This window comes from Cystobacter fuscus DSM 2262 (assembly GCF_000335475.2).
GTDB lineage: Bacteria > Myxococcota > Myxococcia > Myxococcales > Myxococcaceae > Cystobacter > Cystobacter fuscus.
This window is the reverse complement of record NZ_ANAH02000015.1, coordinates 301,121-325,315: the sequence shown is the minus strand read 5'-3', so window position 1 is coordinate 325,315 and position 24,195 is coordinate 301,121. Positions and strand designations below refer to the sequence as shown.

The window sequence follows — 24,195 nt, the reverse complement described above, 5'->3', positions numbered from 1 at the left end:
TAGACGAAAGCCCCGGGCCGACACAGGAAGCGGCCAGGGCGCGGCCTCGAGAGGGCCGCCTGCTTCCCCGCCCTTCAGGGGAGGGCCTTGTCCTCGCGGCGCAACACCTCGCCCTCGACCACGGTGACCCCATCGGGGGAGGCGGGCGGACCGAGCGTGGCGACGAGCTTGCGGTGGGCCTCCTCCAGGCGGCGGTGCAGGGTGGTGAAGGTCTGCTGGGCGGTGCTGGGCATGTCCTCGGTGTAGGTGAAGTACCAACGCATCGTGTCGAGGCACTCGTAGAAGTGGTCCACGACGGATTGCTCGCGCACGGGCAGGTGCACGAGCTCCTGGAAGGTGGCGCTGGTGTAGCGCGTGGCGAGCGTCTGGAGCATGGGCTCGCGGCTGCGCAGGCGCGAGAAGAGGACGAACATCTCGCCGCGGCGCGCCTCGAGCCGTCGCATGAGGCCCGCGGCATCCAGGGCGATCAGGTTGCGCACGCGGAGGGTGGTTTCATCGGCCTGTTTGCGGCGAGCCATGACGTGGGAGTCTAGCGCGCGGAGCGCAGGGGAGAACCATGGCGAACACACGCATCGAGGCCGGCCGCATCCAACGGCTCAACACCCGGGAGTCCAGCGAGGGCGACTACGTCCTCTATTGGATGCAGCAGAGCGCGCGGGCCGAGCACAACCCGGCGCTGGAGTTCGCCATCCAGCGCGCCAACGAGGCGAAGCTGCCGCTGCTCGTGGGCTTCGGCCTCATGGATGACTACCCCGAGGCCAACGCGCGCCACTACCGCTTCCTGCTGGAGGGGTTGCGCGACACGGCGCGTGCGCTCGCGCGCCGGAGGATTCCCTTCGTCGTCCAGCGGGGCAGTCCGGAGGTGGTGGCGCTCAAGCTCGCGCGGCGCGCGGCGCTCGTGGTGGCGGACCGGGGCTACCTGCGTCACCAGAAGCAGTGGCGCCGCACGCTGGCGGACAAGGCGGCCTGTCCGGTGTTCCAGGTGGAGGGCGACGTGGTGGTGCCCGTGGACATCGCCTCCAACAAGGCCGAGTGGGCCGCGCGCACCCTGCGGCCGAAGCTCCACCGGGCGTGGGACGCCTACCTGGTGCCGCTCGCGCCCACGCCGCTCCGGACGGACTCGACGCGCCTGGAGGTGAAGGGACTGGACCTGGAGGACGTGGATGCGCTGCTCGGCAAGCTGAAGGTGGATCGCGGCGTGCCTCCCGTCCACCACTGCTTCCGGGGCGGCACGAGCGAGGCGCTCCGCCTGCTGCGCGCGTTCGTCACCGACCACCTGCCCGAGTACAAGGAGAGCCGGCCGCATCCGGAGAGCGGGCACGTGTCGCACATGAGCAAGTATCTGCACTTCGGGCAGGTGAGCCCGGTGGTGGTGGCGCTCGCGGCGCGCGCGGCGAAGGCGGCGGACCCTCAGCGCGAGAGCTTCCTGGAGGAGCTCATCGTCCGGCGCGAGCTGACGCAGAACTTCTGCGAGTTCACGCCTCATTACGACACCTACGACTGCCTGCCCAAGTGGGCGCGCGAGACGTTGCACCAGCACCGCGGCGACGAGCGGCAGCACCAGTACAGCCTGGCGCAGCTCGAGCGGGCGCGGACGCATGACCCGTACTGGAACGCCTCCATGCGGGAGATGCGTTACACGGGCTACATGCACAACGCGATGCGCATGTACTGGGGGAAGAAGATCCTCGAGTGGAGCAGCACCCCGGAGCACGCGTACCGCACGCTGCTCACGCTCAACAACACCTACTTCCTGGATGGGCGGGACGCGAACTCCTACGCCAACGCGGGCTGGGTGTTCGGCCTGCATGACCGGCCCTGGGCCCGGCGGGAGATCTTCGGCACCGTGCGCTACATGTCCGCGGGGGGACTGGAGCGCAAGGCGGACATGGACGCGTATATCCGCAAGGTGGACGCCCTCGTGGCCGAGGCGAAGGCGGCCGGAGTCCGCTTCGACGGGGACTGAGGTGCCTCAGGGGGCGGAAGGCGAGGGCGGAGCGTCGCTCGAGGCATCCTCGGTGGGCGCTTGCACCTGCACCCCCTCCGCGGCCTGCACGCCCGCCGCGCGCAGCACGCGCGTCACCTCGGCGGCCATGACCTGGTGGCCCTTGGCGCTCGGGTGGATGCCATCCACCTCCAACCCATCGAGGAAGAGGTGCACGTTGCCGGGCTGGCGCGTCACCGCCTCGAGGTCGATGAGCGAGGTGCCGTAGGTGGTGCGCAGCCAGGCGTTGAAGGCGAGCCGATCCCGCTTCACCACCTCGTAGTCGCCGTGGTTGCTCTTCTCCTTGGGCAGCAGGGTGCTCACCCACGTGCGGCACCGTGGCTGGAGGCGCGTGACGAGCGTCTCCATGCGCTTCTGCAACCCCCCCATGTCCAGTGAGCTCAAGTCGTTGGTGCCCAGCAGCACGATGCAGTCGGTGATGCCCTGGAGCGAGAGCACCTCCTGATCCAGATGCTCGAGCTCCTCGTAGAAGCCCTGGCCGGAGACGCCCGAGTTGACGACGGGGACGCCGAGCTGGGCCTCGGCGAGCGAGGGCCAGGCCTTGCGCGTGTCGTCCCGCTCGGAGATGTAGCCCTCGGTGATGCTGTCGCCGATCGCGACGAAGGCGCGGGAGGGCGGGCCTTCCACGTCCACGGTGGCCAGCCCCAGGCCGACTCCCGACGCCGTGCCGCCCAGGGCGCCGGCGGTGCTCGCGTAGGAGCCCGACCGGAGGTAGCTGCCGGGCAGCGTCTCGATGGCGCTGGCGCCCAGGGCGCCCTTCACCTCGAAGGAGATGGCGAGCTCGTCGCGGAAGCCCACGGTGAAGGGGATGGGATCGGACACCGCGAGCGCGCGGGCGCCCACGGAGAAGCCCGCGGAACCCGCGAACGTCACCGCCACCGGGCTCGAGGCCAGCGCGCCATTGGCTCCCGCCTTGGCGACCGTGGCCTTGCTCAGCGTCAGCGAGCCGTCTCCCGAGCGGAAGGTGAGCCGCACGCGTTGGCCCGGGCGCCCCACCGGCACGCGCAGACGCACCGTGAGGGTGCCACTGGTCATCTGGGACGTGCCGTAGGACCAGCGCAGCGCCTGATGGAAGCCAGGCTGGAACATCGGCGGGGCGGGGCGGGGATCGCTCGCCTGCTCGTCATCGGGCCGCACCGGGGCCACGACGATGACATCTGGCAGGGGCTGCTCCTGGGGCGGCGTGGGCGCCTCCAGCGCGGGCGGCTCCTCTCCGGCGATGGGGGGCTCCACGGCGGGGCCGTCCGACGGCCCGCATCCCACCATCAGGAGCGCCCACGTCCACACCGCCCACCGCGTTCGTCCATATCCGCCCATACCCACCCCTCCGATCGCGTCCAGAGGGTGTGCACGCTCCCGGCGGATGGGGAGATGCACCCGCGTCGGAATCGCGTTCCGGGAACCTGGAAAACGAGACAACCTCCCCCCATCACGTGGACGGGAGGAGGCTGGATGGCCTCAGATGTGCCGGGGTCTCACGGCAGGATGCGGGCGAGCAGGTTCCACCGGGTGCTGGTGGAGGCCTGGTTGTCCAGCCAGGTGGACACGCCGATCAGGCCCGCCATGCTGATGATGCTGAAGAGGCCCAGGCCGTTGACGAGGCGGGTGGCGTTCTTGACGTCTTGCGGCGCCTCGGGCGAGGCCTTGTAGCCCGAGTCCATGGGGATGCCATCCTTGAGGGCGCGCTTGGCGAGGAAGCCGCCGCTCAGCAGGTTGACGAAGCCGCTGACGAGCGTGGCGCCCATCAGGAAGTCCTTGGCGATGACGAGCCTGCGCGTCTCGGCCGAGATGAAGCGGCCGCTGATGGCGGTGCGGCCCACCAGCCAGGTGATGGCGGCGGTTCCGATGCTCAGGGCATTGATGATGTTGTAGCCGTTCCACGCCGTGTTGACGAGCTTGGCGCGCTCTTGCTTGTCGCTGATGAGCTTGACCGACGGATTGAGGGCCGCCTGGCCGAAGAGCGAGCCACCAAAGCCCACGGCGAGGCCGAGGTTGTGGAGGACATAGGCGCTGGTGGTGAGAACGGGTGTCATCATGGGAAAACCCCTCCGTACTGCGTGTGTGGTGTGACGCTGAAGCTACACACGCCGCACATGTCGGCAGGTCAGTGGGGGCGGCTCGCCTGGTGGGCGAGGCAGGAGCCGGCGTGGATCCGCGCGGCTCCTCGGGTTCACTGCATGAGCGAGCACACCTCATCACGCTGCCAGAGGGTCTCTCGGGAGGCGCGGGACAGCTCGCCCGGACTGGGGCCATGGGGAGGGCCCTGGGCCTCGGCGCCGGAGTCGATGAGGGCCTGGTTGACCACTTCCTCGAACTGGCTCAGCTCCGCGCATTTGGAGAGGAAGGCGGTGACCCCGGGGGCGTGCGGGTCCGTCGCGGCGCTGTGCATGATGATGGGAATGTCGCGCAGCTCCTCGTCCTGGATGAGGTGCTGGCACAACTCCACTCCCGTCATGCGCGGCATCTGCCAGTCGGTCACCACCAGATCCGGATGCCGTTGCTGGGCGAGGTGCAGCGCCTCGCGTCCATCCCGGGCGCGTAGGACCCGATGGTCCATCAGCTCCAGGATCTCCGTATAGAGATCGAGCAGTTCGGTCTCGTCATCCACTAGCAAAATGGTGCTCATGGCCGCACCGGTCCCTTTCACGTCGCAGCGGTGAGAACGTTTCGCCTCGACCAGGAGGGCCGTCCGGGCACACCACTTCATGACCGGTTCTTCGTCCGCTCACTGGGTGACATGTATGATTTGGTACGCAGGTCGTTGAAAGACCAGCGTTTCCACCCCGGGGCCCGCTTGCCCCGCCGGTGGAGGCGGAAGGGTTTGGGGGCATAGTGCCAAGTCCCTTGCCCGAGGATGGACGGCGGGACAGGACAGCCGGGCGGACGAGGACTCCCTGGGACGGCGGGGGTCGCGGGCCCTCGGCTCTTCACCTTCGAGGAGCGGGCCGCGCGCGACGCGCCGCGGTGTAGGGGCGGTATGGGGGGGAGAGGCCGAGGGCTCCCGGGACAGCGTGGGACCGGAATCTCCAATCGATTCCAGGCCCGGTCGCCGCCACCGGCGCCCATCAAGCGGTTTCACTCGAATTCACTCGGTTTCACATCTCCAGCGGCGGCTGGGGACCGGGGACGATGCCCGCGATATCGGGATCCTCCTCACCGGGCAGCCGAGCGGGCTTGGTGTCCCGGTCGCGCTGTCGCTCGGCCTTCTTGGCCTCCTTGTCGCGCTGCTTCTGCTGACGGGCCATTTCCTTCTGTCTCTTCGTGGACCTTCCCTGCATGGTTGCTCCGGGGAAAGAGGAAAAAAGAAGCCCGGCCTCTGGGGAGGCCGGGCCTCATGACTGAAAAATAAGGTGTGGTGTGCGGCGGATCAGCCGGTAACGCGCACGTTCTCGGCCTGCAGGCCCTTGGGGCCGCGCTTCACGTCGAACTCCACCCGCTGGCCCTCGGCCAGGGTGCGGAAGCCGTCCGACTGAATGGCGGTGTGGTGGCAGAACACATCCTCGCCACCATCCTGCGCGATGAAACCGAAGCCCTTCGAATCGTTGAACCACTTCACGGTGCCAGTTGCCATTGACTTGTTGCTTTCCGGTACAGCAGGGCGTCCAATCGCCAAACTGTTCGCTCTCGCGAGCGTTGATCGGGACCTATAACCCGCCCCCCCGTGAAGTCGAGCCAGGAAATCTCCCAGCGGCATTTTCACGACAGTCGGGTGGGGATCACGATCTGCTGGAAAACGCGCTCGGTCCGTTTTCTCTTCCATGCGGAAGGTGGATGTGGGGTGCCCTGGTCCGCCTGCTCTACAGGCGGCCCCTGGAGCGTCCTCCGGAGCGGAAGGTTTGAATGGGGCCGGGGGAGGCCACGTCGGAGCAGGCCAGTTCCAGCTTCCGCCTTTCCTCCGAGAGATGATTCCATGAAAGCCCTGTTCGCCGCCCTGGCCCTGCTCACCGCGTTCACCGCCTCCGCCCAGACCCCTCCGCCCTCGGGTGAGGCCACGGGTCTGGCGCCTCCGGGTGCGTCCGCGAGTGCGCGCTCCGGTGACGCCGAGTCCTGGCGCGGCGGGGGCAGGAGTACTCAGGTGGTGGTCGAGCGCGAGGACCTGGAGCGGCGCCTGGCCCGTCTGGAGTCGCTGCTGAAGGAGTCCGAGCGCGGCCGGCGCGGCGATGGCCGCCTGAACGAGGCGTACCAGGAGCTCTCCGCCCTGCGCCAGGTGGTGGCCCGCGCGCCCGAGGCGCGTGGCGGCTACAACGGCCCGCCGTCGCGTCCGCCCGCGCCGCCCTCGCCCGCGGTCTCCGCCATCCCGGAGCAGCGGCTGCGCGACATCCTCAACGCCGTGTCGCGCGAGTCCTTCTCCTCGGAGAAGCTGCGTGTCCTCGAGACGGCCAGCCGCGGGGACTACTTCCTCGTGAGCCAGGTGGCGCGGGCGGTCGACCAGTTCTCCTTCTCCGCGGACCGGCTGTCCGTGGTGCGCATGTTGTGGCCGCGCGTGCTGGATCGTCAGAACGGCTACCAGCTCAACGGCTCGTTCTCGTTCTCCGGCGACAAGCAGGAACTGCAGCGCATCATCTCCGGCTGAGCCCGGAGCGGGCGAGCCCCGGGCCCGCGGGTTTCGTGGGTGCGCGTTCGCTGGTTGAATGCGCCCCCCGATGCGCTTGCCCTTGCCCTTCCGCCGCGTGACGCTCCTGGCCCTGCTGGGAGCGATGCTGCTCTCGGTCCCGCTCTCTCTTCATCCCCTGCTCCGGGGGTTGTCGCTCGTGGCCCGCGCCTCCGGTCGGGACGAGGGCCTGGCCGGGCAGCTGGCGCGGTGGGACACCCAGTCCTTCACCGTGGAGGACACCCCGGTGCCCTCGCGCCATGGGCCCCTGCGCGCCCGCGTCTTCCGCCCCGCGCGGCCCGAGGGCCGCACCGTCCTGCTCATTCCCGGGGTGCACGCGGAGGGCATCGACGAGCCCCGTCTGGGCGCGCTCGCGGGGCAGCTCGCCACCGGGGGGCTCACCGTCCTCACGCTCGAGCTGCCGGACCTGCTGCGCTACCAGCTCACCCCGCGCGAGCCGGACATGATCGAGGACGCCGCGCTCTGGGCCTCCGCGCGGCCGGAGCTCGCGCCCGACGGACGGGTGGGCCTCATGGGCATCAGCTTCTCGGGAGGGCTGTCGCTCGTGGCCGCGGGGAGGCCGGCGCTCGCGGACAAGGTGGCCTTCACCTTCTCGCTCGGGGGACATGGCGACCTCACGCGCGTGCTCGCCTTCCTGTGCACGGGGGTCCAGGCGGATGGCGTGCACCGCGCGCCGCATGACTATGGCGTCGTCATCCTCCTGCTCAACGTGGCCGGACAGCTCGTGCCCGCGGAGCAGGTGGAGCCGCTGCGCGCGGGCATCCTCACCTTCCTGCGCGCCTCGCACCTGGCCATGCACGACGCGCGGCGGGCGGCGGAGACCTTCGCCGAGGCCCGCCGCCAGCAAGCGGCGCTGCCCGAGCCCGCCGCCACCCTGCTGCGGCACGTGAACGAGCGCAACGTCGCCGCGCTCGGGCCCCTGCTGTTGCCGCACGTGAAGGACTTCGCCAGCGCCCGGGCCCTGTCTCCCGAGCACTCGCCCGCGCCCCCCACGCCCGTCTTCCTGCTGCATGGCACGGATGACACCGTCATCCCCGCCGTCGAGTCCGAGCGCCTCGCGCGGGTGCTGGAGCCCCGGACGCGGGTGCGCCTGTTGCTCACGCCCCTCATCACCCACGCCGAGATGGATCGGGTGGCGGGCGCCCCGGACGTCTGGCGGCTCGCGGACTTCTGGGCGGCCCTGCTCGACGCGTAGGGTGGGGCCGCCTCAGGCCGGGGGCAGGCCGAGCATCTCGCGCACCTGCGCGAGCATCTCCGCCTCGGACACGTGCACCGAGGAGTCGCTCGCGATGAGCGTGCGCACGGTGGCGATCGCCTCGTCGGGGTGCTGGCGCAAGAGGCCGAGGTTCGGCGCGGGCAGGGGCTCGCCCAGCTCCAGACAGCGCTCCAGCCGTTGCAGCTCGGGCAGGGGCACCTTCCAGCGCGCCGCCGCGCCCACGAGCGCCTGGGCCTCGCGCGGGTCGATCTCGTCATCACTCCAGGCCACGTGCAGCAGCAGCTTGAGCAGCTCGATGTAGAAGCGGTCGTCGATGGGGGTCGTCATTCCCGGGGGGTCTCCGCGGGCCCAGCGTCGCCTTTTCTTCCACCCACGTCCATCCACCCTGGGCGAAGGGGCGCGCGTGCTAGCGTGGCGCCCCATGACTTCGTCGGATCGGACTCGAGCAACGCCTGCTTCGCGCAAGGAGGACGGGGGGACCGTGGAGGTGCCTGGGGCCGTGGACGCCCAGGACCTGAGCGTGACCCGGCCCTACGCGCACGTGCCGAACGCGCCCGAGGTGCCCGCCGTCCGCCGCTTCCTGCTCACCGTGGTGGAGGGGCCCGGGCCGGGGACCGTGTGGGACTCGGTGTCGGATGCGTGCTCCATCGGCTCGCACCCGAGCAACGACTTCACGCTGGATGACCCCACGGTGTCGCGCTTCCACTGTGAAATCCGCGTGGGCCCCCGAGGGGCGCGGGTGAAGGACCTGGACAGCACCAACGGCGTCATCCTGGATGGGGTGCAGGTGTTCGAGGGCTCCCTGCGCGGGGGCAGCCTGCTGCGGCTGGGGCGCGCCGTGGTGCGCTTCGACTACAGCACGGACAGCAACCGGTTGCCGGTGTCCGAGCGCACGCGCTTCGGCTCGCTCGTGGGCGTGTCGGTGCCCATGCGCATGTGCTTCGCGCTGCTCGAGCGCGCGGCGGCCCGGGACGTGACGGTGCTGCTGGAGGGGGAGACGGGCACGGGCAAGAGCCAGGCGGCGCAGGCCATCCACCAGGAGAGCGCCCGCCGGGACAAGCCCTTCCTCACCGTGGACTGTGGTGCCATTCCGGCGGACCTGCTGGAGAGCGAGCTGTTCGGCCACGAGAAGGGGGCCTTCACGGGCGCGGCCACGCGGCGCATCGGCGCCTTCGAGGAGGCGCATGGGGGCACCGTCTTCCTCGACGAGATTGGCGAGCTGCCCGCCGAGCTCCAGCCCAAGCTCCTGCGGGTGCTGGAGGCGCGGGAGATCCGCCGGGTGGGCACCAACGCCTACGTGCCGGTGGACGTGCGCATCATCGCCGCCACCAACCGGGACCTGCGCGCGGAGGTGAACGCGGGGCGCTTCCGCTCGGACCTGTTCTTCCGCCTGGCGGTGCTGCGCGTGCCGCTGCCCCCCGTGCGCCAGCGGCCCGAGGACTTGCAGTTGTTGGTGGAGCAGATCCTCCTGGGGCTGGGCGCGGAGCCGGAGCGGACCCAGGCGCTGCGCTCGCCCGGCTTCATCTCGCGGCTGGAGCAGGCGGCGTGGCCGGGCAACGTGCGCGAGCTGCGCAACTACCTCGAGCGCTGCCTCGTCTTCGAGGACACGCTGGAACTCACGGACGTGGCCCCACAGGGCAGCCGCGCCGAGGTGGACCCGAAGGTGCCGTACGCCGAGGCGCGGCGCCTGGCGCTGGACGACTTCGAGCGGCGCTACCTGCGCGCGCTCCTGGCGCTGCACCAGGGCAAGGTGTCCCAGGCGGCCGCGGGCGCGGACATGGACCGGGTGTACCTCTACCGCCTGCTCCGGCGCCACGGCATCAAGTAGGGCCTCTTCCCGCCTCGTAGGGCCTCTTGCCTCCTCACGCGCGGGGGAGCGCCCCGGGCCTTGTCCGCCCCAGACAGTTGATAAATATCAACAAACGGCCCGCGAGGTGTTATGGTGGATGAAAGTCCACTATTTCCAGTGGCTGGAATCTCCGCGAGGAAGAGGGACGCATGTCGGACGCTCTCGTGATCGTCATCACCGGTGCCACCCATGGCATTGGCCGTGCCGCCGCCATCGAACTGGCCCGGCGTGGCGCGCACCTGGGACTCGTCGCGCGCAGTGAGACCAAGGCGGCCCAGACCCGGGCCGACATCCAGCGCGAGGCTCCCGGTGCCGTGGTGGATGTCTTTCTCGCGGATCTCTCCGTGCTCGACGACGTGCGCCGCGTGGCCAGACAGCTCGATGAGCACTACGACCGCATCGACGTGCTGGTGAACAATGCCGGCCTGCACGCCTTCTCCCAGCGGGTGACCGGGGACGGGCTGCCGGAGATGGTCGCCGTGAACTATGTCGCTCCGTGGCTGCTGACCGACCTGCTGCGCGACAAGCTGATCGCCTCGGCGCCGTGCCGCATCGTCAACGTCGCATCCGATGCCCACCGGCAGGTTCGTACGCTCGAGCCGGAGCGGGACCTGCGCTCCACCGGCGCCTTCAGCATGGCGGAGTCGTTCGAGCTCTATGCCCGCTCGAAGCTGATGGACATCCTGTTCACCCAGGAGCTGGCTCTTCGACTCGCCGGTACCGGGGTCACGGCCAATAGCTGTTGCCCTGGCCTCAACGCCAGCGGGCTCGGGCGGGAATCGAAGCTGTTCAACGGGTTGGCGGGTCTCCTCACCCGGTGGGGGCTCCTGAGTCCCGAGCGGGGCGCCCGCATCATTGTTCGACTGGCGACCGATCCGGAGTTCAAGGAGGTGACGGGAGGGTTCTTCTCCTCCACGCGTCGCTTCCGCTCCCTGCCTCCGGCGTCCCTGTGCCGTGACGCCGAGCTGCAACGACGTCTGTGGCGAGCCACCGCCGAACTGGTCGCCAGGAACTGAACTCCGGCTGCCCGCTCTGCTCCCGGACCCGCGCGACGTGTCCTCGCGCACGGGTTATGGTCGGGGGGTGACTGGCCTGAAGCAGGACCGTGGCGACGATGACGTTCGCGAACAACTCCTCGCCTCCGTGGGAGAGCAGCTCGGTGCGTTGCTCTCCGCCGCCAGGGCCTTGACGGCCGCCTCGGCGGCTCAGGTCCATCCCGATCTACAGCCCGCGGCGTTCCATGTCGTGCGGTGGCTCCATGCGTTTGGCCCGGCCCATGCGGGAGCGATCGCCGAGGGGGTGGCCATGGACAAGAGCGCCGTGAGCCGGCTGATTCGCGACCTCAAGGGGGTGGGCCTTCTTCGCGCGGCACCGGATCCGGAGGATCGCCGTGCGACGATCCTGTCCCTGACGCCCCTGGGGGAGAAGCGGATGAAGAAGGCCTTCGAGCAGAAGGGGCAGGTGTTCCTCCAGCGGACCGCGCACTGGAGCACCGAAGAACTCGCGACCTTCGCCGAGCTCTTGCGGCGCTTCAACACGCCGCCTCCTTGAGAGCGAGTCCTGGCTCTTGCCGGGGGCTCATTCCAGGAAGCGGCGCTCCCAGCGACGCAGTTGCTCGGTCGCTACCCGGAAGTCCGACGCGGGCCAGCGGTGCAGGTAGGGCTCGAGGTGCCGGGCGAGGGCGCGGTGTCTGGGAAGTGTCTGGCCGGCCAGTATGTCTCCCGGTTCGGGCTGCTCGCCCAGGGTGATGAGTACCCGGTCTCCGCTCATCTCTTGCAAGGTGATGCCTGGAAGGGACAGGGCCTCCCTCAGGGCGGCCACACCGCCGAGCTGGCCCAGCACGGGTTGCCCGAGGAAGTTCATCCAGTGAACTCCCTCCACCCAGGTGTCCATGCTCAGCACCGCGCTGTTCGATGCGAGATGGATCCCCGGGAAGCGTGGGTGGATGAGGGGGAGTACCTCGTTGAAGTTCCACGGGTCCGTGCAGAGCGCGAAGTCCACATATCCGGAGTTGAAGGGCAACTCCGCCGCTAGATCGAGGGCCAGGGCACGCACGTGGTCCGGGCCTCGTTCTTCCAGATATTCCGTGGGCAAGCGGATGTACAAGACGCTCACGTCATGTTTCCGATTTGGCCAGGGAAGCGGGACGACGTCCAAGCCCCGGTAGTCCACGTGGAGTTCATCCACATCGTCTGACTTGCCCTCCAGGACAAGAAAAACGGCCTCCTCGGGTCCTGGTGCGAGCGTTTGCTGGAGGAGTCTCTTCCAGGAGGGTTCATCGAGCGGTTCGGCTTGTCCTTCGCCGACGTATCGTTCAAAGGAATAGGGGCGTATTCTCTCTCGCAAGAGTTCCAGGGCGCGTACGATGGCCGGTGCGAACCGCTCATTGGGATGCCGTAGGTAAAAGCTCAGAATCACCGCATCGCTTGCGCGCAATCCACCATGTTCGTTGAAGTGTCTTATCCGAGGGTATCCCATGATGAGTAGCTCTTCCTATTTCCGGATGACTCCCTGCCGAGGTGAGACGAGGCGAGGAGTGACCTGGAGTGCCGCCTTGTACAGCTCTCCTTGAAACCAATCCCGCCAGGGTCCTCTGCTATATCTCTCCCATCGGGCAATATTGCTGTCTGGGCAAGGGAACTTGAGATCGTACACGCTGACGATGACACCCTGGCCATCCAAGAGGATGAGGTCGGGCTCTATGGTTCCCGTCAGGCCCTTCCAGCCCTGCTTCGCCACGATTTCCTCCACCCTCTTCTTGTCCAGGAACTCCCATTGGCCGGTCCGGTCATCGAGCCGGAACCGAGGTTGGAGCCAGTAGCGTCCCGGGAGTAGCTGGTCCAATTCCTTGTGCAGGCAGGGCCAGGCCTGCTCGTGCTTGAATAGCCCCAGATAGACGGCCCACGTCACCTGGTCGCCCGCCTTGAGTTGCTGGCAGATCTCCGCGCTCGGGCTTCGGCCTTGGAAGTGGTGGTCGTTGACCTGCTGGTCCGCCTTGCGCGTGCACCGTTCGATCGCCCTCTCGACCTTCGCGAGCAGGTCCGCCGCCAGCTCCACTCCCCGATGTTCGGCGGCATTGATCCGGGGCTGCATCGTCACCGCGACGATGGTCGCTGTGCTGACGGCAGCGAGCTTCATCGCCGGGGATGGCGAGCGCACCACCTGCTCCGCCTCGGGTGCACCCGTGCAGCGCTCCCATTGGCCTGGAAACCGTTTGATACAGCACTCTGGGGTGAGGTCTCGCGGGCCGCAGTTGCTCTCTGTTCCGGGGTCGGACTCCGCCAGGCAGTCGACCTGGAGCAGGGCCAGGAGGGCGAGCGTCCAGGACACCTTCTTCGAGGAGTGGAGGGCCACGCACCTGATGGTAACATGAGGCTCCGAGGGCTCATGGGAACATCGGGTGAAGGCGGAGAGGCGGGGCGGGAAGGCGGACAGTCTCATTACTGGACACGCCGTCGGGTGTTGTTCTGGTCCCTGAGTCTGCTGCCCCTCTCGGCGGGGGTAGGGTGGTCGGCCTTCGAGTGGTTCGACGAACGCAAGAAGACGCGAGATTCGGCCGCGCGACTCACCCAGAAAGCCGCCGAGCATGCCTTTGACGGCTCTCTGGGCGGGCTCCCCTTGCTCGGCCAGGTGCTGAAAGCCGCCAGGACCCATGCGCCCGCCCAACTGTTGGCGGCGTGCTGGTTCATGCAGGTGGGCAGGTGGGACCTTGCTCTCGATTACCTCGAAGGCGCCGTGATCAGGCAGTCACCGGAGGCACTCCTGTTGCGCCACCTCGCCGAGCGCCAGCCGGGGGTGTCTCGATGGCGCCATGCCTTCTTCGATGCCTGGCAGTCGCTCGGAAGGCCAGACTTCCGTCAGAGCACCCTGCTCCCCAATCCCTTGCAGTGGAATCACCTGATGGCCGACACCTGGTCGCCCTGGGATGCAACCCACGAATCTCGGCGCTTGCCCCTGGTGGTGTTGAATCCCGATCTGGCTCGGGTACACCTGGAAGAGGTGCGCGGGCTGGTCCTCTCTTCTGACTCCCTTCCCATTCTCATGGCATTGCGTGAGCACCTCCTCGCCTACGAGGAACAAGATCCGCCGCGTCCGGGCTTGTTGCCCGCCGTGGACGAGCGGATCGGACAGCTCGCCGGCTCCTCACCTCGCACCCTCCAACTGGCCTTGATTCCTTTCCTGACCGGCAGTTCGTTCTCTCAGCCCTTCACCCGACGGGATCTGGAAACACTCGAGAATCTGGTCACCTTGGCTGAGTGGAAGCAGCCCTCCAGCGAGCAATTCTTCGTGGAGATGCGTGGGTATTACGAGGCGTTGCCCCCACCGGGTCATCATGCGTGGTCGGCGGCCACCCTGGCGCAGGGGGTCTCCCTGGGCGTGTGGCTCTACCACCGGGCCCGGGCCAGCAAGGCGCACCTGAACGACGAGGACCGGCGGTGGTTGGGACGTCTGCTCTGGCTCGCCGGAGCGCGCTTGCGCGAGCAGCGCTCGTGCCTGGAAGTGGAACAGGGGCTCCGGTTGCAGATGCTCGGCAGTGAATGGATGGAGCACTCACCGTCGCGTGACGACTGCATCACGGTGTGGGTGGACGTCGGGCGATGGCAGGCGTCCTTGATGCAGGCGGCCTACTACCGCTGGCCCCTGGCCTCCTTGCAGGAGGAGTCCTGCGAACCCAGGGCCCGGGACGAGCTGACCTGGATGCGAGCCTTCGCGGACAAAAGCCCCCTGCCTTGAGCTGGTTTCGGGGCGCGCGGATCCGCTCCAGCTCCAGAATTCCAATACCTCGGGATGTCGACCAACGATTGCCCGGCCGCATGTGATGGTGTTCACACCTCCGGCGTGAAACGAAACACAGCCGGGAATGGCAGCGTGTGGCACCTTGGTGCGTGTCAGGGGTTGGTCCCTGATGTTGGACGCGAACGAATCCGGGCACTGGGGGAACCATGTTTCATCTCGATCGTCATTTTTCGTTGGGGGGGGCGCTGTTCACGCTCGATGGGATTCTGGAGGCCTTTGGTGGACGCCAGGCGGAGCCGGGCTTCCTCGAACGGCCCACGGCCTTGCCCGAGGCCCTCAGGGGCCAGTCGATGATCGTCTACTCGCCGCGGCGGCGCGTGGACGAATCGCTCCTGCGCCCGCTGGGGCCCCCGGAGGACATCGGTGGTGAGGTCCTCGAAGGCAATCCCGTCCTCTCCGCCCGGGTCGACTTCAGCGAGCAGGGCATGATGGCTGGCATCTTCAAGTCGACCACCGGGAAGGTGAGGATCCACTTCCCCTTCACCGAACACGCCACCATCCTCGAGGGGGAAGTCACCCTCACCGATGAGACGAAGCAGACCCGCACCTTGAAGAAGGGTGACAGCTACTTCATCCGCCAGGGGCAGACCGTCGTCTGGGATGTCAAGGGCAAGCACGTCATCAAGAGCTTCTTCAACATCACCCGGTGACTCGCTTGCAAGGAACAGGGGGACGAGGACAGGCCGCGTGTGGGGAGGGCACGGGTGGAGCCGAGGCGAACCCGGTCCCCCTCACGGCTTGCGCGTGGGAGTGGACCGCTTACTTCGAGGAGTCCGGATCCGCTCGAATTCAACCGCGGCCTTCTTTAGAGAGGGCATCACATTGGAGGGCAGCGGCCGCCTTTTCTCAAGAAGGTGAGCGAACCGTTCAGCCGCGGGCTTGTACTCCGGACTCCTGCGCCCATGCTCGCGCTTGTAGTCCGTCTCTTCGTCCGCCTTCCCATGCGTCAGGAAATGAATCCAGGTTTCGAGCTGGCGCTTCGGAACCCAGAGCGCAATCCTCTCTCCTTTCTTTCGTGGCTCCTGGTCCGCGTCGCGAAGGCGCTTGTCGAGCGCCTTCTCCCTTCCTCCCTCCGGCTCCGTATCCGCGTCAACGAGCACGAGCAGGGCGCGCGCCATATGCCCCTTACGATTCTCCCTGACCTCCACCGCGTAACGCTCGAGAACGAAGGTGAATCCCGATCCACCACCCGCGGGCGAAACCTTGGGGGCGATCTGGTCTGGCCTCCATCCACATCTCACCAAGCACCTGCGGGCAAAATTATAGTCCTTCAACCCCTCGCAAAGCACCACCACCTGTACCCGCCGGCTGCTCATTCGAGCCAACCTCGCGCGAGGAGCTCGGAAACGGGAAGCCCAGCGCCATCACCCGGCACGCCTTGCACTTGAACGGGCCCACCCTCCTGCCGGGCGAGGAGGATTCCATTCGAGGGAGCGAGCAGGTCAATCAATCCTGGATTGTGCGAAATGAGGAGCGCCTGCCCTCCCTCCTCTGTCATCTCCATGAGATGGTTGAGCCAAGGATGGATCTCGCGCGGCGAGAGGAACTCCTCGGGTTCATCGATACAAAGCGTGGCATCGCGCGGAACGGCATGGAGCAAGGTGTAGAGAACCACGAGAGCACGCTGACCTTCAGAGAGTTCATTGAAAAAGAAAGCGATGAAGTCGGAGCGCCGGCGTGGCGAGGAGAACATGAACATCAGGGCGTTGGTTTCTCGTCCCAGTGGCACGAACTGATAGTTGAGAAAGCCGTCGAGTACAACTCGTAGGCTCTGCTTCAAGGTGCGACTGAGGCTCCGACGAACCTTCTGCATCGCCAGGAGCCACGAGGCGAAGTTGGAGAGGTCGGGTTCGAGGAAGTCGCTCCGGCGGTCGGTGAACGGTTCCAACTTTGGAGGCACGGGACGGAAGACCCAGATACGGGAAATCCGGTCCGTCAACCAGTCCAGGCGCTTCGAACGAACTTGAAGTGGCAGGTTCGAAAGCGGCGAGAGCTTGTTTCCCGCCGGAAAACGGTGTGCCGGGGATTTGTCATGTGCATGGATCAAGACCTCTTCCCGAGAGAAGGAGTAGAGCGGCTGCTGCTCGTACAGAATCTCCTCGCGTTCGAGCTGACCACTTTGCGCGCCCTTCCCATGGCGGATGACGAGGCGATACGTGTAGTCCCCATCAGGTCCACGGAAACCGAGCTCGAATCGTTGCCTGCTCTGGCGCCCCCAGCGCATTCGTGTTGCGTCGGGAAAAAGTTCCGAGGCGCTTCCCCCGGTGATGACGAGTTGGCGGATGTTCCAGAGTGCATCGAATACAGTGCTCTTCCCTGCTCCGTTCGGGCCAACGAGCAGGGCAAGCGAGCCCGGCTCGATGACGGCCTGCTCGAAGCAGCGGTAGTTCTCCATGAGAAGGCGTGTGAGCATTTGTAGCTTGGAGCTTATCAGGACACGTGCTCGCGCGGACACTCTCGTGGTCGCGCTGTGCTGAAGGGGCCGTGATGTCTCCCTCTACCGGACACCCGGCACGGCACCATGATGAGCCTGCCCCAGGTGGCCAAGGACTTTCCCCGGCCAGCCCCATGGCACCTGGGCCACGGACATGACCTACGTGGGGCGAGGCAGGGCTGGCCCTACCTGGCCGTAGTCCTGGAACTTTTCTCGCGCGAGGTGGTGGGTGGGTCCATGCGCCAGAACATCGACCGACGCCTGGTGCTCGGCGCGCTCGACATGGCGCTCCAGAGCCGCCATTCGCTCGGGCCCTCCTCACTCCGGCCCCTCCTTTTCCCCCGCTTGGGGGAGGTCCCTTCCTGGGAAGTCACCTTCCGGGTTGAACTTCCCGAGTAGGGCATTATCCTGTACTGGGCAGCCCCGACACGGACGGGGCCCATCACGGACTCCTCATCGGTCCTGGAGGGCATCCGTCCCAATTCAATGGAGACGTCATGCACAGCTCGCGGGAGACAGGCCTTGAGCGCGCCGAGTTCGCGCCGCTCGAGCCGCAAGCATTGACTCCGCTCCTCACCCGGCCGAGGGACTCAGTGGCCGCCGTGGCCCACACCCTGCGGGCCCATGCGCTCGCGTCCGCCGAGCAGTTCGAGGAGCTGCTCGCCTTCTCCTCCCTCCACGGAGTGGAGCCCCATGTCTACCAACTCGAGACGGTCCGGCGAGTGCTGCGCCAGCACCGGGGCCGGGCCCTGCTCGCCGACGAGGTGGGCCTGGGCAAGACGGTGGAGGCACTCATGGTGCTGCGCGAGTACCAGTTGCGCGGCATGGTGCGCCGGGTGCTGGTGCTGGTGCCGCCCACGCTCGTCCTCCAATGGAAGGGCGAGCTGGTCGCCAAGGCCGGTCTCGAGGCACAGGCCACCTCGGACCTCTCCCCCGGTACGCCGCCCGAGTCCTTCTGGCGGAGCGAGGGGGTGCTCATCGCCTCGCTGGCCCTGGCCCGGAGCGCCCGGCACGCGCCGCTCGTCCAGGCACAGCCCTGGGACCTGGTCATCGTCGACGAGGCCCACCACGTGAAGAACCGGCGCACGCTGGCCTGGAAGCTGGTGGACGGGCTCAAGAGCCGCTTCCTCCTGTTGCTCACGGCGACTCCGGTGGAGAACGACCTGGAGGAGGTCTACAACCTCGTCACCCTGCTGCGGCCCGGGCAGCTCGCCACGCCCGCCGACTTCCGGCGCCAGTACGTGGACACGAAGGACCCCACCTCTCCACGCAACCGGGAGAAGCTGCGGCGCCTGCTGTCCGAGGTGCTCATCCGCAACACCCGGGCCCGCTGCGGGCTGAAACTGCCGCCGCGCTACGTGACGACGGTGGCGGTGGAGCCGCTGGAGGGCGAGCGCGCCCTCTACACCGAGGTGCGGGGCTTCCTCCAGCGCCACGCGGGCGAGGCTCGGGCCCGTCTCTCCGCCTCGACGTTGCTGCTGGAGGCGGGTTCCAGCCCCGCCGCGGTCCGCGGCACCCTGCGCCGCCAGAGCGAGCGCCACCTCACCGGACAGGACGGGCGCTCGCCCACTGTCGCCCGCGAGCTCGAGCGGCTGGGGCGCCAGGCCGAGGCGGTGCGCGAGTCGGCCAAGGCCCGGGCCCTGGTGGACATCCTCCGCGCCCACCGCGAGCAGGTGCTTGTCTTCAGCCGCTACCGCGAGACACTCGGCTATGTGGAGCAGGTGCTGGAGGAGGCGGGAGTGCCCCGCGAGGTGGTGCATGGGGGGATGAGCCAGACGCAGAAACACGAGGCCCTCACGCGCTTCCGCGCCGGTGCGCCCGTGCTGCTGGCCACTGACGTGGGCAGCGAGGGGCACAACCTCCAGTCCTGTCACGTGCTGGTGAACTTCGATCTGCCATGGAACCCCATGGTGATTGAACAGCGCATCGGCCGGCTGCACCGCTTCGGACAGACGGAAGAGGTGCGCGTCTACAACCTCTGCGCGAAGGGGACGGCGGAGGACCGGGTGCTGGACGTGCTGGACCGGCGCATCCACCTCTTCGAGCTGGTGGTGGGGGAGATGGACATGGTGCTGGGCAACCTCGCCGACGAGCGCGACCTGGAGGAGCGCATCCTCTCCATCTATGCCGAGTCCCGTGGGGAGGAGGAGGTGATACGGGCCTTCGATGACATCGCGGAGGAACTGGCGCGGGCGCGCGGGCAGTACGAGCGGACGCGGGCGCTCGACGCGGCGCTCTTCGGAAAGGACTTCGAGGCATGAGGGCGGAGGCGGCACGGGGGGTGCCGGATCCCCTCGCATTCACGGCACAGTCGCTCGCGCGACGAGGGGCGCTGCTGGAGGCGGAGGATGGGGGGGAGGTGCTGGCGCTGCTGCCGCCGGAACTCTCCCGGGAGATGGGTCTGGCCGAGGAGGTGCGGCTGTCGGCGGTGGGAGGCGGGGACGTGGTGGCGTGCGGTCTGGGGACGCCCCTGCTGGAGGCGGTGGTGGGGGCGGCGCGGCGAGAGGTGCCGGTCACGGCGGCGCGGATGAAGCGGGAGCCGTCGCCCAAGGCGGGGTACGCGCGCAGCCTGGCCGAGCGTTACGTCATCCGCAACGGCGTGGCCGAGGTGCTCGAGGTGGCGGGGGGGGAGGCGACGTATCTGGTGGCGTGGCTGGCGTACGTGGCCGAGGCGGACGAGCGGCACGAGGGGGTGGTGGCGTTGGGGGTGCACGCCCAGGAGGGGGCGGTGCCAGACGAGGGATTCATCGCCGCGTGTGACGTGGGCGCGGAAGGAGCGCTGGCGCCGTGGCCGGAGTCGGCGGTGGTACCCGGCGCGGAGCGGTGGCTGGCGCGCTACGCGCCAGAGGTCGAGGAGCGGGTGCTGCGAGGAGTGAGGGAGGCGACGGCCCGGAGGCACGCGAGGGATTACGAGCGCATGGCCGCGTATTACGCGGCGATGGTGGCGGAGGCGCGGGCGCCCCGGCGGAGGGTGGACGCCGCCGCGATGGAGGCCAAGGTTCGACACCTGGTGGCGGAGCGGGACAGCAAGCTGAGGGATCTGGCGGACCGCTTCACCTTGCGCGTGCACACCCGGCTGGCGGCGGCGCTGTGGGTGGCCGCGCCGGTGGCCCGCGTGAGGATGCGCGTGCGGCGGCGTAAGGGCTCGCGCGAGCTGGAACTGCGGCTGCCCGCTGGAGCCCAGGTCTTCGACCGGCTGCCCTGCGAGGGCTGTCTGGGTACCACCGAGCGGCCCGCCCTTTGTGACGAGCGGCTCCACGTGCTGTGCGAGACGTGCGTTCCCCTGGCCTCCGGCCGCCCCCACTGTCCCGCCTGCGGCACGTGAATGCGCTGTGCTTCGGCCGCCGCGCCGTGGACCGCGACGTATCAGAAGAGTGTCTGAGCAGAGATCCAGACAACTGGTCGGGGTGAGGTGTCGGAGCAAATCCTTTGACACCTGCCTTGTGGGGACACCTGCCTTGCTTGGATGGAACAGGGGGACGAGGACAGGCCGCGCGTGAGGGGGAGCCGGGTGAAGCCGAGGCGAACCCGGTGGTCAGACCCGGAAGAGGGCGATAAGAGGCCTCGGACGGGGAGCCGTCACGCCCCATCCAGAGGGAGGCCTCCTTGTCGTCCCATCTCTTCATGCCCCTCCGTGGCGCCGGCCTGGTGCTGGGTGCCCTTCTCCTGGCCCTCGACGCCCAGGCCCAGGCTCCGACGCCAGTCCAGGAGGTGAATCCCTTCATCGGCACGACGAACGGAGGCAACGTCTTTCCGGGACCCGTCGCTCCGTTCGGCATGGTGTCTTTCAGTCCCGACCAGAGCCCCCTGCCCGGCCGGCGCGCGCCCATCGCCGCGCCCGGCGGGTACGAGTGGCGCTCCAATGGAATCCGGGGCTTCAGCCTCACCCACCTGTCGGGCAGCGGTTGCGCCGGAGCAGGGGGCGACATCCCCCTCATGCCCATCACCACCCCGGTGCGCATCTCTCCGTCCTCGCCAGACGCCTACACCGCCTATTCCAGCCTGATGAGCCATGCGAAGGAGAGCGCCTCGCCCGGTGCCTATCGCGTGGCGATGGAGAACGGTGTGACCGTCGAGCTGGCGGCGACGCCGAGGACGGCGGTGGGCCGGTTCTCCTTCCCGGCCGACAAGCCCGCGAACGTCCTGTTCCGCACCTCCGACTCGCAGACCGGCAGCACCGCCGCCGTCACCCGCATCTCGCCGGACAAACGAACGGTCTCGGGCTCGGTGACCAGCGGCAACTTCTGCGGCTACCTCGCCACCGACCGGCGCGAGAGCTACTACACGCTTCATTTCGTGGCGGTGTTCGACCAGCCCTTCACGACGGGCGGCACGTGGCGCGATGGCGTGGTGACGCCCGGCTCGACCTCGACGGAGGGAGGAACCACCTATGGCGAGCAGGGCTTCCCACCGGCGGGCAAGGGCTCCGGCGGATGGATCTCCTTCGAGCCGAAGACCGCTCCCGTCGTCAACGTGCGCATAGGCGTGTCCTATGTCGACGAGGCGGGCGCCCTGGCCAATCTGGAGGCCGAGAGCCCGGTCTCGGCGACGCTGGAGGGGACGCAAGGCGCCACGCGTGACGCCTGGAACCAGCTGCTGGGGAAGGTCCGCATCGAGGGCGGAAGCCGCGATGACCGCACGGTGTTCTACACGGCGCTCTACCATTCCCTGATTCATCCCAGCCTGCACAGCGACGTGGATGGCCGCTACCTCGGCATGGACGGCAGGATCCACGAGGTCTCGGGCGCCCAGAAGGCGCAATACGCCAACTTCTCCGGCTGGGACGTCTATCGCTCGCAGGTGCAGCTCGTCACACTGTTGGAGCCCAAGGTCGGCTCCGACCTCGCGCAGTCCCTGCTCAACCAGGCCCGCCAGAACGGCGGTGTCTGGGATCGCTGGACGCACGTCACGGGGGCGACGGGGGTGATGAACGGCGATCCCTCGCCGCCCACCGTGGCCGCCATCCATGCCTTCGGTGGACGCGACTTCGACCTGAAGGGCGCCTATGCCTCGCTCCTCAAGGCCGCGACGGTTCCGACGCCCAAGGACCTCGGCCGCGTCGGCTGTCCGGTCCTCTGTCAGGGCCAGCGGCCGGGGCTCGATCAATGGTTGTCGCACCACTACATGCCCGTCGGCTCGCCCGGCTGGGGCAGCGCGTCCGACACGCTGGAACTGGCGGCGGCGGATTTCGCCATGGCGCAGCTGGCGCGCCTGGCCGGCGACAAGACGAACGTCCGGCGCTTCACCGAACGGTCGGGCTGGTGGCGCAACCTGTACAACCCCGCCGCCACGAGCGCGGGCGGCTATATCCAGCCGCGCAACGCCGATGGGAGCTGGCCCGCCTTCGATCCGGCCTCCGATGATGAGTTCGTCGAGGGGTCGGGGGCCCACTACTTGTGGATGGTTCCGTTCGATCCCGCTGGCTTGTTCGAGCTGATGGGCGGACGTGACAAGGCGCGGGCCCGGCTGGACGGGTTCTTCCAGGACGAGAAGGGGGAGTGGGTGGTCACCAAGGCTGGTCCGCTGCACGCCGAATTGGACAACGAGCCGTCCATCGCGGCTCCCTGGCTCTATCTGTTCGCCGGCGAGCCTTGGAAGACACAGGCTGTCGTGCGCGCCGCCATGCGGAAGATCTGGACCCACGCACCCGAAGGCATCTCCGGAAACGACGACCTGGGGCAGATGTCGTCCTGGTACGTCTGGTCGGCCCTGGGGCTGTATCCGGTCTACCCGGGGCGCGCCGAGCTGGTCGTCGGCAGTCCGCTGTTCACGTCGGCGCGGATCTCCCGCCCGGGCGCGACCCTCACCATCAAGGGCACCGGCGCCGCACCCAACGCGCCCTATGTGCGGAGCCTCAAGGTCAATGGAAAGCCCTCCCAGCGGGCCTGGCTGCCGGCGGACTTCATCGCTCGCGACGGCGTCCTGGAGTTCGAACTCTCGCCAACGCCCGACCGCGGATGGGGTGCCGCTCCCGCGGATGCTCCGCCGTCCTTCGGCCCACGCTCGACCCGGTAGCCCTCCATGCCCAAGGCCATCCTCGAAGTCTGCTCGTTCAACATCCAGTCGTGCCTCATCGCGGAGAAGGCCGGTGCCTCTCGCGTCGAGCTTTGCGACAATCCGACGGAAGGGGGAACCACTCCGAGCCACGGTGCCATCAAGCGCACCCGGGAGAAGATCTCCATCAAGCTCTACCCCCTCGTGAGACCCCGGGCGGGCAACTACTATTACGATGAGGACGAGATCGCCATCATCGAGCAGGACATCCGCGTCTGCCGTGAGCTCGGTTGCGATGGCATCTCCATTGGCGCGCAGTTGCTCGATGGACGGATCGACAAGGACTTGATGAAGCGGTTCGTCGAACTGGCGGGGCCGATGGGCGTCACCTGCAACCGTGCCTTCGATGCGACGCCGGACATGTTCCAGGCCCTGGAGGATCTGATCGAAGCGGGTTGCGAGCGTGTGCTCACGTCGGGTCAGGCCAGTGGCGCGCCAGAAGCGGGACGAGTGCTGGGGGAGTTGGTGAAGGCCGCGGGCGAGCGCATCATCGTCATGCCGGGGGCGGGAATCCGCTCATCCAACCTCGGAAAGCTGATGGAGGAGTCCGGTGCACGGGAGTACCACGGCTCCGTGCGCAGACCCACGGTCAACCCCATGTTGCATGGCAACCCCAGGGTGTTGGACTTCGGGAACGTCTATCTGCCGGATGAACAGGAGTTGGCGGGCATCCTGGCGCAGATGAGGTAGCTCACCCAATCACGGCGCACGCTCCTTCGTCGGCTCCACCCTCACTGCTGTCTCTGCTGGCCCGCCTGCCTTTTCCGGCTTCGGCTCTGCCCCACTTGAGGGAGCTTGAGCCTGACCGCGATGACCTGTAGTGAGGGGGGAGGAGATGCGCCCCACGATTCCGCGCATGTCATTCCGTTCATGATTGATGGAGGAGGCACCCTCTACTGTAGGCTCCTGAAGGGTGAGCCACTCTGCCACCGTCCAGACAGGGGAGTCTTCCGGAATCAGCCCAACGATGGGTCCCTGTCGCACCGGATATCCGAGTCCCGTCGAGATGAACACCAGCAGCGCTGCCTGCTCATCGGTGTGCTCCTCACGGGTTATCAGGAGTTCACAGCAGGCATTCCAGGCGCGCTCACCGATGAGCGCCAACCCCGACCACGCTGGGATGGCCAATCTCTCGCGTGGATGGCTGGACATGGAAAGAAGCGGCTCCAGGTCCACGGTTTGCCCGGCCGTAGGCTGGTATGCGAGGTGATCGACGAGGCCCCTCATC

23 protein-coding genes and 1 pseudogene are annotated in these 24,195 nt (G+C 67.9%); 13 read left to right on the top strand and 11 right to left on the bottom strand.

What is annotated here, in order from left to right; translation table 11 throughout:
* Positions 1 to 74 precede the first annotated feature (74 nt).
* A complete protein-coding gene (locus tag D187_RS26840) occupies positions 75 to 518 on the bottom strand; it encodes a hypothetical protein (protein WP_020918301.1) in 444 nt (147 codons plus the stop codon).
* Positions 519 to 556: 38 nt separating this feature from the next.
* Here D187_RS26840 and D187_RS26835 point away from each other — a divergent pair, with 38 nt between their 5' ends.
* Positions 557 to 1,966, top strand: a complete 1,410-nt coding sequence (locus D187_RS26835) for a deoxyribodipyrimidine photo-lyase (protein WP_002629488.1) — start codon at positions 557 to 559, stop codon at positions 1,964 to 1,966.
* 6 nt (positions 1,967 to 1,972) lie between these two features.
* Here the strand turns inward: D187_RS26835 and D187_RS26830 are convergent, their stop codons facing one another.
* The 5 genes from D187_RS26830 to D187_RS26810 all read right to left on the bottom strand — a co-directional run bounded on the left by D187_RS26830 (position 1,973) and on the right by D187_RS26810 (position 5,576).
* Positions 1,973 to 3,322: an SGNH/GDSL hydrolase family protein gene (locus D187_RS26830; protein WP_002629487.1), complete on the bottom strand. Its 1,350-nt coding sequence runs from the start codon at positions 3,320 to 3,322 to the stop codon at positions 1,973 to 1,975.
* Positions 3,323 to 3,480: 158 nt separating this feature from the next.
* Positions 3,481 to 4,041 (bottom strand): hypothetical protein, encoded by a 561-nt coding sequence (locus D187_RS26825; protein WP_002629486.1) that lies wholly within the window; start codon positions 4,039 to 4,041, stop codon positions 3,481 to 3,483.
* Positions 4,042 to 4,175: 134 nt separating this feature from the next.
* The gene (locus D187_RS26820) at positions 4,176 to 4,631 is read right to left on the bottom strand and encodes a response regulator (RefSeq protein WP_081713879.1); all 456 of its coding nucleotides are present in this window, start codon (positions 4,629 to 4,631) and stop codon (positions 4,176 to 4,178) included.
* 469 nt (positions 4,632 to 5,100) lie between these two features.
* Positions 5,101 to 5,283 carry a hypothetical protein gene (locus D187_RS26815; protein WP_002629484.1) on the bottom strand — a complete coding sequence of 61 codons (183 nt, stop codon included), beginning with the start codon at positions 5,281 to 5,283 and terminating at the stop codon, positions 5,101 to 5,103.
* Between the two features lie 89 nt (positions 5,284 to 5,372).
* Positions 5,373 to 5,576: a cold-shock protein gene (locus D187_RS26810; RefSeq protein WP_002629483.1), complete on the bottom strand. Its 204-nt coding sequence runs from the start codon at positions 5,574 to 5,576 to the stop codon at positions 5,373 to 5,375.
* Between the two features lie 339 nt (positions 5,577 to 5,915).
* On the opposite strand from D187_RS26810, the gene D187_RS26805 reads away from it, so the two are divergent.
* Both D187_RS26805 and D187_RS26800 read left to right on the top strand, forming a co-directional pair.
* Positions 5,916 to 6,578, top strand: coding sequence for a proline and serine-rich protein 1 family protein (locus tag D187_RS26805; protein WP_002629482.1), 663 nt, complete (start codon positions 5,916 to 5,918; stop codon positions 6,576 to 6,578).
* Positions 6,579 to 6,648: 70 nt separating this feature from the next.
* Positions 6,649 to 7,812, top strand: coding sequence for an alpha/beta hydrolase family protein (locus D187_RS26800; protein ID WP_002629481.1), 1,164 nt, complete (start codon positions 6,649 to 6,651; stop codon positions 7,810 to 7,812).
* A 12-nt stretch (positions 7,813 to 7,824) separates the two neighbouring features.
* Here the strand turns inward: D187_RS26800 and D187_RS26795 are convergent, their stop codons facing one another.
* A complete protein-coding gene (locus D187_RS26795) occupies positions 7,825 to 8,160 on the bottom strand; it encodes a TerB family tellurite resistance protein (RefSeq protein ID WP_002629480.1) in 336 nt (111 codons plus the stop codon).
* Positions 8,161 to 8,314: 154 nt separating this feature from the next.
* Between D187_RS26795 and D187_RS26790 the strand changes: the two genes are divergently transcribed.
* The 3 genes from D187_RS26790 to D187_RS26780 all read left to right on the top strand — a co-directional run bounded on the left by D187_RS26790 (position 8,315) and on the right by D187_RS26780 (position 11,233).
* Entirely contained in the window at positions 8,315 to 9,661 is a 1,347-nt protein-coding gene (locus D187_RS26790; protein ID WP_002629479.1) for a sigma 54-interacting transcriptional regulator, read from the top strand.
* Positions 9,662 to 9,831: 170 nt separating this feature from the next.
* Complete coding sequence (locus tag D187_RS26785) at positions 9,832 to 10,698, top strand: SDR family oxidoreductase (RefSeq protein WP_002629478.1); 867 nt, start codon at positions 9,832 to 9,834, stop codon at positions 10,696 to 10,698.
* Positions 10,699 to 10,765: 67 nt separating this feature from the next.
* On the top strand, positions 10,766 to 11,233 hold the full coding sequence (locus tag D187_RS26780) for a MarR family winged helix-turn-helix transcriptional regulator (protein ID WP_002629477.1): 468 nt from the start codon (positions 10,766 to 10,768) through the stop codon (positions 11,231 to 11,233).
* A 27-nt stretch (positions 11,234 to 11,260) separates the two neighbouring features.
* Here the strand turns inward: D187_RS26780 and D187_RS58880 are convergent, their stop codons facing one another.
* Positions 11,261 to 12,160 (bottom strand): type VI immunity family protein, encoded by a 900-nt coding sequence (locus D187_RS58880; RefSeq protein WP_081713875.1) that lies wholly within the window; start codon positions 12,158 to 12,160, stop codon positions 11,261 to 11,263.
* A 15-nt stretch (positions 12,161 to 12,175) separates the two neighbouring features.
* Positions 12,176 to 13,036, bottom strand: a complete 861-nt coding sequence (locus D187_RS26770) for a hypothetical protein (protein ID WP_002629475.1) — start codon at positions 13,034 to 13,036, stop codon at positions 12,176 to 12,178.
* A 105-nt stretch (positions 13,037 to 13,141) separates the two neighbouring features.
* Here D187_RS26770 and D187_RS26765 point away from each other — a divergent pair, with 105 nt between their 5' ends.
* The gene (locus tag D187_RS26765; protein ID WP_002629474.1) at positions 13,142 to 14,416 is read left to right on the top strand and encodes a hypothetical protein; all 1,275 of its coding nucleotides are present in this window, start codon (positions 13,142 to 13,144) and stop codon (positions 14,414 to 14,416) included.
* Between the two features lie 209 nt (positions 14,417 to 14,625).
* Positions 14,626 to 15,129: a cupin domain-containing protein gene (locus D187_RS26760; RefSeq protein WP_002629473.1), complete on the top strand. Its 504-nt coding sequence runs from the start codon at positions 14,626 to 14,628 to the stop codon at positions 15,127 to 15,129.
* Between the two features lie 81 nt (positions 15,130 to 15,210).
* Here the strand turns inward: D187_RS26760 and D187_RS50405 are convergent, their stop codons facing one another.
* Positions 15,211 to 15,795, bottom strand: a complete 585-nt coding sequence (locus D187_RS50405; protein WP_155893592.1) for a hypothetical protein — start codon at positions 15,793 to 15,795, stop codon at positions 15,211 to 15,213.
* Positions 15,792 to 16,874: an AAA family ATPase gene (locus tag D187_RS50400; RefSeq protein ID WP_162159688.1), complete on the bottom strand. Its 1,083-nt coding sequence runs from the start codon at positions 16,872 to 16,874 to the stop codon at positions 15,792 to 15,794. Before D187_RS50400 ends, D187_RS50405 begins: the two co-directional genes overlap by 4 nt.
* Before the next feature lie 160 nt (positions 16,875 to 17,034).
* Between D187_RS50400 and D187_RS59575 the strand changes: the two are divergent.
* From D187_RS59575 to D187_RS26725, 5 genes and pseudogenes are all read left to right on the top strand, one after another.
* Positions 17,035 to 17,213: pseudogene (locus tag D187_RS59575) on the top strand (DDE-type integrase/transposase/recombinase); the annotation flags it as partial.
* A 197-nt stretch (positions 17,214 to 17,410) separates the two neighbouring features.
* The gene (locus D187_RS26740; protein WP_002629470.1) at positions 17,411 to 19,174 is read left to right on the top strand and encodes a DEAD/DEAH box helicase; all 1,764 of its coding nucleotides are present in this window, start codon (positions 17,411 to 17,413) and stop codon (positions 19,172 to 19,174) included.
* Between the two features lie 20 nt (positions 19,175 to 19,194).
* Complete coding sequence (locus tag D187_RS26735) at positions 19,195 to 20,238, top strand: RING finger protein (protein ID WP_002629469.1); 1,044 nt, start codon at positions 19,195 to 19,197, stop codon at positions 20,236 to 20,238.
* 281 nt (positions 20,239 to 20,519) lie between these two features.
* Positions 20,520 to 22,928, top strand: a complete 2,409-nt coding sequence (locus D187_RS26730; RefSeq protein ID WP_002629468.1) for a GH92 family glycosyl hydrolase — start codon at positions 20,520 to 20,522, stop codon at positions 22,926 to 22,928.
* Between the two features lie 6 nt (positions 22,929 to 22,934).
* Positions 22,935 to 23,657, top strand: coding sequence for a copper homeostasis protein CutC (locus D187_RS26725; protein WP_002629467.1), 723 nt, complete (start codon positions 22,935 to 22,937; stop codon positions 23,655 to 23,657).
* Positions 23,658 to 24,195: the final 538 nt, after the last annotated feature.

Coding starts and splice junctions, on each gene's coding strand:
- D187_RS26725 (WP_002629467.1), top strand. CDS start 22,935: ATGCCCAAGGCCATCCTCGAAGTCTGCTCGTTCAACATCCAGTCGTGC.
- D187_RS26815 (WP_002629484.1), bottom strand. CDS start 5,283: ATGCAGGGAAGGTCCACGAAGAGACAGAAGGAAATGGCCCGTCAGCAG.
- D187_RS26820 (WP_081713879.1), bottom strand. CDS start 4,631: ATGAGCACCATTTTGCTAGTGGATGACGAGACCGAACTGCTCGATCTC.
- D187_RS58880 (WP_081713875.1), bottom strand. CDS start 12,160: ATGGGATACCCTCGGATAAGACACTTCAACGAACATGGTGGATTGCGC.
- D187_RS26800 (WP_002629481.1), top strand. CDS start 6,649: ATGCGCTTGCCCTTGCCCTTCCGCCGCGTGACGCTCCTGGCCCTGCTG.
- D187_RS26740 (WP_002629470.1), top strand. CDS start 17,411: ATGCACAGCTCGCGGGAGACAGGCCTTGAGCGCGCCGAGTTCGCGCCG.
- D187_RS26805 (WP_002629482.1), top strand. CDS start 5,916: ATGAAAGCCCTGTTCGCCGCCCTGGCCCTGCTCACCGCGTTCACCGCC.
- D187_RS50400 (WP_162159688.1), bottom strand. CDS start 16,874: ATGGAGAACTACCGCTGCTTCGAGCAGGCCGTCATCGAGCCGGGCTCG.
- D187_RS26835 (WP_002629488.1), top strand. CDS start 557: ATGGCGAACACACGCATCGAGGCCGGCCGCATCCAACGGCTCAACACC.
- D187_RS26785 (WP_002629478.1), top strand. CDS start 9,832: ATGTCGGACGCTCTCGTGATCGTCATCACCGGTGCCACCCATGGCATT.
- D187_RS26825 (WP_002629486.1), bottom strand. CDS start 4,041: ATGATGACACCCGTTCTCACCACCAGCGCCTATGTCCTCCACAACCTC.
- D187_RS26760 (WP_002629473.1), top strand. CDS start 14,626: ATGTTTCATCTCGATCGTCATTTTTCGTTGGGGGGGGCGCTGTTCACG.
- D187_RS26795 (WP_002629480.1), bottom strand. CDS start 8,160: ATGACGACCCCCATCGACGACCGCTTCTACATCGAGCTGCTCAAGCTG.
- D187_RS50405 (WP_155893592.1), bottom strand. CDS start 15,795: ATGAGCAGCCGGCGGGTACAGGTGGTGGTGCTTTGCGAGGGGTTGAAG.
- D187_RS26810 (WP_002629483.1), bottom strand. CDS start 5,576: ATGGCAACTGGCACCGTGAAGTGGTTCAACGATTCGAAGGGCTTCGGT.
- D187_RS26840 (WP_020918301.1), bottom strand. CDS start 518: ATGGCTCGCCGCAAACAGGCCGATGAAACCACCCTCCGCGTGCGCAAC.
- D187_RS26830 (WP_002629487.1), bottom strand. CDS start 3,322: ATGGGCGGATATGGACGAACGCGGTGGGCGGTGTGGACGTGGGCGCTC.